Source organism: Stenotrophomonas sp. 2YAF22 (genome assembly GCF_052114665.1).
GTDB lineage: Bacteria > Pseudomonadota > Gammaproteobacteria > Xanthomonadales > Xanthomonadaceae > Stenotrophomonas > Stenotrophomonas indicatrix.
In genome coordinates this window covers 1-2,032 of record NZ_JBFRFE010000701.1, presented here as the reverse complement: position 1 = coordinate 2,032, position 2,032 = coordinate 1, and the positions used below count along the sequence as shown (strand labels likewise).

The following is a 2,032-nucleotide window of genomic DNA, read 5'->3' as shown; positions in this document are numbered from 1 at the left end:
CGCCATCAGCGGTCTCACGCACCTCGTCGTAAGCACCCTGGGTCTTTGCAACAATTGCGGCCAGCAGGAGAAGAATGAGCATCGGTATTCCTCCTCGAAACCGGCAGCGTGTGCCAGCGGCATCGCTGAGGCCATGGGAAGAATTGCAATGTGGCCGCTACTGGCACTTCACCGCATACACCGGTCCGGCGCCGATCAGCAGCAGCGCCATGTAGTCGCTGTCGCGTGCCCGGGCCTTCAGCGTTGCGCCGTCCTTGACGCGGAAGATGCCGAAGCCGCCGGCCATCCGGATCAGCGCGCTGTCGATCTGGTCGGCGTCATCGCGGAAGTACTGCTGGATGTCGCTGCGGCTGGCCTTGTACAGCGCATTGGGTTCGCGCTGCCAGTGACCATCGCGTTCGAACGAGACGAAGTACTGGCTTGCTTCCTTTTCGATGCGGAACTCGGCGGACTTGCGCGGGTTGGTGGCGAAGCAGCCGAGCATCGGGTCGGAGGAGAACGGCAGCTGGGTGTCGCCGGAACAGGCCACCAGCAGCAGGAGGGCACCGGGCAGCAGCAGGCGGAGCGTGCGCATGGGATGTCCCGACGGGGCAGGTGCGGCCAGTGTAGGCAGCACGCAGCCGTGGCCGGTACAGATTTTCGGCAAGAACCGCCGCCCTGCTGGCGTCACGCGCTGCGGTGGATCTCCACGGTGATGTGCACCAGTTCCTCGTGGATCGCCAGCGCCTGGCGCACGGTATCCGGATCGAGCGTGGCATCACTGGTGACTACGCTGGCGGCGACGGCGTACTTGCCGCGCCCCACCTGCCACACGTGCAGGTCGGCCAGGCGTGCCGGCCATGGACCCTGCTCGATCACCTCGCGGACTTCAGCAACCACCGGCGCATCCATCTGCGCGTCGAGCAGGATGCGGCCGCTGTCGCGCAGCAGGCCGATTGCCCAGACGGTGACCAGTACCGCGCCGACCAGGCCCATCACTGGATCCAGCCAGGTCAGGCCGAGCAGCTTGCCGCCCAGCAGGGCGACGATGGCCAGCACCGAGGTGGCGGCGTCGGCCAGCACGTGCACGTAGGCCGAACGCAGGTTGAGGTCGTGGCCGTGGGAATGGTCGTGGCCATGATCGTGGTCATGCCCATGATGATGGTCGTGCCCGTGCCCGTGTCCATGGTGGTGATGGGCGTGGCCGGGACTGTCGTGCAGCCACCACGCGCACAGCAGGTTCACACCCAGGCCGACTGCGGCGATGGCGATGGCTTCGTTGTAGTGGATGGGCGCGGGCACCCACAGGCGTTCCAGCGATTGCACGGCCATCAGCGCGGCGACGCCGAGCAGGGCGATGGCGCTGGTATAGCCGGCCAGGATCTCGATCTTCCAGGTGCCGAAGGCGAAGCGCGGATCGTGCGCGTAGCGCCGTGCGCAGCGGTAGGCGAACACCGACAGGCCCAGTGCCAGCGCGTGCGAGCTCATGTGCCAGCCGTCGGCCAGCACGGCCATGGAGTTGAACCACCAGCCACCGACGATCTCCACCAGCATCATGCTGACGGTGAGCCACATCGCGCGGCGGGTGTTGCGTTCGGCCAGCGGATTGCCGTCGTCGAAGCGGTGCTCGTGGCGACGGGCGGCGGCAAGGGCGTCCAGGTGCATGGCGGCGGTCAGGCTTGGGTGGATACCCCCATAGGGTATATGATCCCGGCATGGCCCATGTACACAGAAATCGAAAGCAGCTGCTGACCCGGGTGCGCCGCATCGGCGGGCAGGTGGCAGCGCTGGAACAGGCATTGAACACGCCCGGGGGCGAGGCAGGCGACTGTGCCGATGTGCTGGTGCAGGTGGCGGCCGTACGCGGCGCCGCCCACAGCCTGCTGATGGAACTGCTGCACGAGCATCTGCAGGAACACGTGGTGGACGCGGAAGACCCGGCGCAGCGGGCGGCCGAAGCCGAGGTACTGGTGGAACTACTGCGGCGTTACGGCAAATAGCCGGGTAGTGCCGGCCGCTGGCCGGCAACTGCATGTTGCTTCCGGAGTTCATG

General features: G+C 66.8%; 3 protein-coding genes. 1 reads left to right on the top strand and 2 read right to left on the bottom strand.

The window, feature by feature from the left end:
* Nucleotides 1-157: 157 nt before the first annotated feature.
* On the bottom strand, nt 158-574 hold the full coding sequence (locus AB4Y84_RS20125) for a hypothetical protein (protein ID WP_033830222.1): 417 nt from the start codon (nt 572-574) through the stop codon (nt 158-160).
* Nucleotides 575-666: 92 nt separating this feature from the next.
* On the bottom strand, nt 667-1,644 hold the full coding sequence (gene dmeF, locus AB4Y84_RS20120) for a CDF family Co(II)/Ni(II) efflux transporter DmeF (protein ID WP_428703831.1): 978 nt from the start codon (nt 1,642-1,644) through the stop codon (nt 667-669).
* A gap of 50 nt (nt 1,645-1,694) precedes the next feature.
* On the opposite strand from dmeF, the gene AB4Y84_RS20115 reads away from it, so the two are divergent.
* Nucleotides 1,695-1,979 carry a metal/formaldehyde-sensitive transcriptional repressor gene (locus tag AB4Y84_RS20115; protein ID WP_442244774.1) on the top strand — a complete coding sequence of 95 codons (285 nt, stop codon included), beginning with the start codon at nt 1,695-1,697 and terminating at the stop codon, nt 1,977-1,979.
* Nucleotides 1,980-2,032: the final 53 nt, after the last annotated feature.

Bases quoted from the DNA above. Each gene is read 5' to 3' on its own strand.
- AB4Y84_RS20125 (WP_033830222.1), bottom strand. From the start codon at position 574: ATGCGCACGCTCCGCCTGCTGCTGCCCGGTGCCCTCCTGCTGCTGGTG.
- AB4Y84_RS20115 (WP_442244774.1), top strand. From the start codon at position 1,695: ATGGCCCATGTACACAGAAATCGAAAGCAGCTGCTGACCCGGGTGCGC.
- dmeF (WP_428703831.1), bottom strand. From the start codon at position 1,644: ATGCACCTGGACGCCCTTGCCGCCGCCCGTCGCCACGAGCACCGCTTC.